This is a genomic window from Pseudomonas sp. GW460-12-10-14-TSB1 (assembly GCF_017349775.1).
Classification (GTDB): domain Bacteria; phylum Pseudomonadota; class Gammaproteobacteria; order Pseudomonadales; family Pseudomonadaceae; genus Aquipseudomonas; species Aquipseudomonas piscium.
In genome coordinates this window covers 23,934-29,933 of record NZ_JACNAC010000072.1, presented here as the reverse complement: position 1 = coordinate 29,933, position 6,000 = coordinate 23,934, and the positions used below count along the sequence as shown (strand labels likewise).

Here is a 6,000-nt window from a genome sequence, read left to right as displayed (position 1 = left end):
GTGAATGGCGGTTTCGGCTAAAAGCGGTCAGTGTCTAGGCTCAATTTGGATCTCAATTGCTGCTGGCTGTGTAAAAGGAAATAGTGCAGTCCTAGGTGCTTGATAAGAATAAAAAAACAACGTTCGCACAAGGCTCAGTTATGGAATAAGCGTTCCAAGGTGAGGAAGAATCTAAAGTCGCAACGGGTCCCAACTGATGACCTATCCTGAACCGACTCCCCCACGGTTTTCGTGTCCCTTACGATAGAGTGATTATGTTCGAAGCAATTACTTTCAGAAATACGATAGGGCCAGGCCCGCTAATTGATATCGGGGCGCTCGCTGAAGCACTAATTTTCTACGGTCGGGTGGTGGTTGCCGCTAACAGTGGGACCATTGAGCATCTGCTTGCTCATATTCCCCCGTTTATCCTCCTGGACCTCCTACGTGATGGAAGGCTGGAGATCCATTACATGGAGGACAACACTGGGGTCTCTACTAACAAGCTAAGTAACGGCCGCTCGCTACACAGCCTGATCAAATTTTCCTCTCCTGACCATGCAATCGAAAAGGTAGGACCACAGAAATTTCGGAACGCTGCAGGTAATACCAGTCAAGCCAAAATAGGCGCAAGTCAGTTTACAAGGCTTCTCAAACGCTTGAATTACAGTGGTTTTGATCAAGAATCTTTGCTTCAAGCCTTCTCTCATGACGAAACAATCCAAGGAACGGTCAAAGCCCTTATTCATGAGGTAGCACCTAACTTTGGATACCCAAGCGATTTTCGATTTAAGGTTGAACGAGAGCACGCTGGGGGGTTCACGGTAGACACCAACATCGACTTTTCAAGGCTCAATAAAATCTACCACCGGGTAGTACCTCCAGAGCACTCATCCCTCACAGACGCTTACATTCTGGCGATAATCCAGGAGGCATACCAAGGCACATTTCTGGCGGCCACTCTCAATACAGAAATCGCAGTGCACCCCATTGAAAAGGTAGTGCAAGCAAGTGCTGTAGAGGCTGTAGTCAAGAACTATAACCAAAGCCGTCGGTCACTCGAAAGCTTTACGGATATGACGCTAACGGGAAGCCATACGATTCGAGAAGCGGTTAATTTGGGGGTAGTCCCATTCATAGAAGTAGTTAAGCTGCTTGATTCTGCAGACAAGTTTCGTCACTGGTTACGTGAACAACCAGCAGACGCAAACCTCGTCAAAGCGTACTACCAAGAAACGATTAAAGACTCCTGGATCGAAAGGCTTCCTGGGAAAACCATTAGATGGTCGATTTTCACCAGTATTGGTTTAGGCATTGACATAATAGGTGCTGGCGGAGTGGGTACCGTCGCCGGGATCACTGCTGGGGCTATAGACACATTTATCGTCGACAAGCTTATCGGAGGATGGACTCCCCACCAATTTGTCGAACGAGACCTTAAATCTCTATTTGAGCAAACAACCAAGGCAAATAGGCGCTAGATAAGGAGCTATTGCATCCCCTTGCGTACCAAATAGATAGCAATACCCAACAAAGCAGTAAACGCTTGATTTCATCGCGTGTGACGCCATGAATTCACAACCCAAAGCAGCCCTTCGGGCAGGGCTGCTAACGGCCAGAAGCAGACACTTAAAGAATCTATTAATCTGGGGTCGATTCAAGGCTTGCCCCCGTTAAAAACAATCTGACTCCCTTATAGGCTCTCTAACTTTGACTTTTCCAGATATGCTAAAAACCTCAGCCCTAATGGAGTCACATAGCAGCGACGATACTGAACCCCTGCAACTTTTTCATTATCTACCAAGCCGTGAATCTGCAGCTTTGGGCTTATATTGAAAAAAACAAAGCGATGATAATCAGACATTCCGCCCCTATTGGTAACCCCTGTAATAAGAGCATCTTTAGCCACATCGAAGGCTTTCAGTAAAGTTATTTCAACATCCTTACCTCCGTCATCAATGTCCTTCGGCAAACTAATGTTTGTTTTTGACAAGGTATCTTTCAGTTCGTCAAACTTAGCAGAGTCTTCCTTGTTTGGCGCAGGAATAGTCGCCAAACGATGCTCAAGCTGGCTGACTTTCTCTTTCAGCTCAGTATTCTCGCTGGACAGTTTATTTATCTCATCCATTAATGGCTTGGAGTCTACTATTTCACTTCCAGATACCCAGCCGGAAAGTTCTCTATTAGTTGAGTAATCTGCAAGAGTTTCATGTACGCAAAGCTTAATATCTTTCACATCCTCAAAAAAGGATGAGATTCGGCTAAGCACTTTTGTACGAAACAGCTTTAGCTCTTTGGGGTTTTCCTTCTCCGAAAAATTAGTGCCATGAGCTCGAACTTTGTCCTCCAGAGCATCATCTTTAATAACAACCGCAAACATCGGCTTATTCTGAGATGCCGCGTAATCAAATTCGAGCTCCGTATAGCTTACATTGGATGTGGGTTCTACTGCACCGTATCGCCCACCAAGAATGAGCATATAGACATCAGACTCATCAATCCATGAGTTAATAGTATCTAGCTGGGATCGATCACCCGCGGTAAAAAGCTCCATGCCCGCGGGGATATGCCCAGCCTTTAAGATCGCACTTACTGCTGCTTGACGCTCCTCAATTAGATCGAGATAAGTGCTAGATATAAAAACTTGTAATTTACGTTTCATTCAGTCACCAAAAAAGCATTCCCTTGAGCGCTGAAAATATCTAAACAAAACTGTAATGTCCATCTGAATCGCCTCTGCCTTCATAGACAGGTTTAAGCTTCGGCTTTTGGTTATTTTGACACTGTGATCAACGGCAGTTTTTGGCCGAAAGCAGTCCTCCATACAATAAAACGCCACTCATCACCCACGATAAGCGGCGTTTTTCTTGGTTCACGCAAAGAGCCCCAAATCAGAACCAACTCACCGCCCCTCTCCACCCTTCAACCCCAAACAAACATCATCAATCACCGCCTTTCCCATCTCTGCCAGAAAGTGCGAAGCCCAGGCATAGCGCTCGCCCTGTTCTTCCATGGCGGCATCCAGGGCGAGTTTCTTGGCGTAGTACAGCAGGGTCGAGGCATGTTCCAAGGCTTGCTGCAAGGGAACGTCGGCGTTGACGCGGAATAGGGTTTGTTCAAGGTCGGCGCAGGCGCCGAAGGTGACGAAGCCCAGGGTTTTTATCGGGGTTGGAGTGCTCATAGATCACCTCCTGCAACAGCCAGGAAGCGGGTGTTATTGAGTAAAGAAAGGCGAGGTCCAGACGGATTACGGGCGTACATGGTTGAAACTCCCATATCAGAAATGAGAGCTGTCACCTTCGTTCTCAGGCGAATGGGTGGCAGCTGTGCGCAGGCTGAGAAACCGGAGATACAGGAACCCGGCAGACCCGAAGGTCTCCCACGCACAGCCGCCATAACACGAATTGGCGGGCGCAAAAATGCGCCAGCAATTGTGGGCGGGCGCTTGTGCGCCTGCATCTTACCGGGTTCTCAGGCCCGATCGCTGATTTTGCAGCGACAGGGAGAGACTAGGTTTGTGCTCAGGGTGGGGCAACAGCTAAAGCGTCGCTGTTTATGTCCATGTCCAACCGTCAAATTCTCCCACTATTTCCGCTGCAAACCTTAGTCAGCGCTCATCAGCCCAACCCCATTGCGCCACGTCCTTTTCGGGCAGACAAAAAAACGCCTCCCCACAGGAAGGCGTTACGGACTTACAGAAACACTCAGCAGCAAATAAGCCCTCTACTCCAGCCCCCAACCTGAACACTCAGGTCGAGGGCTTTCACTTCCAGACCTCAAAGCCCCCTCACCTCAAATCAAACCGATCCAGATTCATCACCTTGACCCAGGCCGCGACAAAGTCCTTCACAAACTGCTCCTGCGCATCCGCGCTGGCATAGACCTCGGCCAATGCCCGCAGTTGGGCGTTGGAGCCGAAGACCAGGTCGACGCGGGTGCCGGTCCATTTGATTTGGCCGGTCTTGCGGTCGCGGGCTTCGAACTCTTGCTGGGCGTCGGACAGCGGTTTCCATTCCACGCCCATGTCCAGCAGGTTGACGAAAAAGTCGTTGGTCAGCGCCCCCGGGCGCATGGTGAAGACGCCGTGGGGGGTGTGGCCGACGTTGATGTCGAGCACGCGCAGGCCGCCGATCAGCGCGGTCATTTCCGGTGCGGTGAGGGTCAGCAGTTGCGCCTTGTCCACCAGCAGGGCCTCGGCGGGCACGCGGTAGTGGCCCTTGAGGTAGTTACGGAAGCCATCGGCGATGGGTTCGAGGTGAGCGAAGGACTGGACGTCCGTCTGTTCCTGACTCGCATCCGTGCGGCCCGGGGTGAACGGCACGCTGATAGTGAGCCCGGCATTTTTCGCCGCCAGTTCGATGCCGGCGCTGCCGGCCAGCACGATCAGGTCGGCCAGGGAGATTTTCTTGCCGCCGGTTTGCGCGCTGTTGAAGTCGCGCTGAATGTCTTCCAGGGTTTGCAGCACCGTCGCCAGTTGCGTTGGTTGGTTGGCCGCCCAGTCCTTCTGCGGGGCCAGGCGCAGGCGCCCGCCGTTGGCGCCGCCGCGTTTGTCGGAGCCACGGAAGCTGGAGGCCGCCGCCCAGGCGGTGGATACCAACTGGGACACCGACAGGCCCGAAGCCAGCAGCTTGCTCTTGAGGGTGGCGACATCGCCGTGGTTGACCAGGGGGTGGTCGACTGCGGGGAGCGGGTCCTGCCACAGCAGTTCTTCGTTGGGCATTTCCGGGCCTAGGTAGCGCGAGAGCGGGCCCATGTCGCGGTGGATCAGCTTGTACCAGGCGCGGGCGAAGGCGTCGGCCAACTGGTTGGGGTTCGCCAGGAAGCGCCGCGAGATCGGTTCGTAGATCGGGTCGAAACGCAACGACAGGTCGGTGGTCAGCATGGTCGGGTTGCGCCGCTTGGACGGGTCGTGGGCATCCGGGATGGTGCCGGCGCCCGCGCCGTTTTTCGGCGTCCACTGGTGCGCCCCCGCCGGGCTCTTGGTCAGTTCCCACTCGAAGCCGAACAGGTTTTCCAGGTAGTTGTTGCTCCAGCGGGTGGGCGTGGTGGTCCAGGTCACTTCCAGGCCGCTGGTGATGGCGTCGGCGCCCTTGCCGCTGCCAAAGGTGCTTTTCCAGCCCAGGCCCTGCAGCTCCAGGCCGGCAGCTTCGGGCTCGGCGCCGACATTGCTGGCGGGCCCGGCGCCGTGGGTCTTGCCGAAGGCATGGCCGCCGGCGATCAGGGCCACGGTTTCTTCGTCGTTCATCGCCATGCGGGCGAAGGTTTCGCGGATGTCCACCGCCGCCGCGACCGGGTCCGGGTTGCCTTCGGGGCCTTCCGGGTTCACATAGATCAGGCCCATCTGCACCGCGGCCAGCGGGTTCTCCAGGTTGCGCCCCGGCTCGGCGGCGGGGGCTCCCGGCCCCTTGCCATAGCGGGTGTCGCCCCCCAGCCAGGTGCTTTCGGCGCCCCAGTAGACATCCTCATCCGGCTCCCAGGCGTCCGGGCGACCGCCGGAAAAACCGAAGGTCTTGAAGCCCATGGATTCCAGGGCGACGTTACCGGCGAGGACGATCAGGTCGGCCCAGGAGATGTTGCGGCCGTACTTCTGCTTGATCGGCCATAGCAGGCGCCGCGCCTTGTCCAGGCTGACGTTGTCCGGCCAGCTGTTGAGCGGCGCGAAACGCTGCTGGCCGGAACCAGCGCCGCCGCGCCCGTCACCGGTGCGGTAGGTGCCGGCGCTGTGCCAGGCCATGCGGATGAACAGCGGCCCATAGTGGCCAAAGTCGGCGGGCCACCAGTCCTGGGAGTCGGTCATCAGCGCGTTCAGGTCTTGTTTCAGGGCCTGGAAGTCCAGGCTCTTGAAAGCTTCGGCGTAGTTGAAATCCGCGCCCATGGGGTCGGACAGGGACGAGTGCTGGTGCAGGATCTTCAGGTTCAGTTGGTTCGGCCACCAGTCGCGGTTGGTGACACCACCGCCGGCGGCGTGGTTGAACGGGCATTTCGATTCGTTTGCCATGAGGAGCTACCTTTGGTCGTATT

The 6,000-nt window shown here is 54.8% G+C and carries 4 protein-coding genes; 1 reads left to right on the top strand and 3 read right to left on the bottom strand.

The features are described 5' to 3' along the window. The first annotated feature begins 254 nt into the window (after window positions 1-254). On the top strand, window positions 255-1,460 hold the full coding sequence (locus J4D52_RS27715) for a hypothetical protein (RefSeq protein ID WP_102678016.1): 1,206 nt from the start codon (window positions 255-257) through the stop codon (window positions 1,458-1,460). 212 nt (window positions 1,461-1,672) lie between these two features. Here the strand turns inward: J4D52_RS27715 and J4D52_RS27710 are convergent, their stop codons facing one another. From J4D52_RS27710 to katG, 3 genes are all read right to left on the bottom strand, one after another. Continuing rightward, window positions 1,673-2,641 (bottom strand): DUF4062 domain-containing protein, encoded by a 969-nt coding sequence (locus tag J4D52_RS27710; RefSeq protein WP_102678015.1) that lies wholly within the window; start codon window positions 2,639-2,641, stop codon window positions 1,673-1,675. A gap of 240 nt (window positions 2,642-2,881) precedes the next feature. After that, entirely contained in the window at window positions 2,882-3,160 is a 279-nt protein-coding gene (locus tag J4D52_RS27705) for a DUF3077 domain-containing protein (RefSeq protein ID WP_102678014.1), read from the bottom strand. 606 nt (window positions 3,161-3,766) lie between these two features. After that, window positions 3,767-5,977, bottom strand: coding sequence for a catalase/peroxidase HPI (gene katG / locus J4D52_RS27700; protein WP_102678013.1), 2,211 nt, complete (start codon window positions 5,975-5,977; stop codon window positions 3,767-3,769). Between the last annotated feature and the right edge of the window lie 23 nt (window positions 5,978-6,000).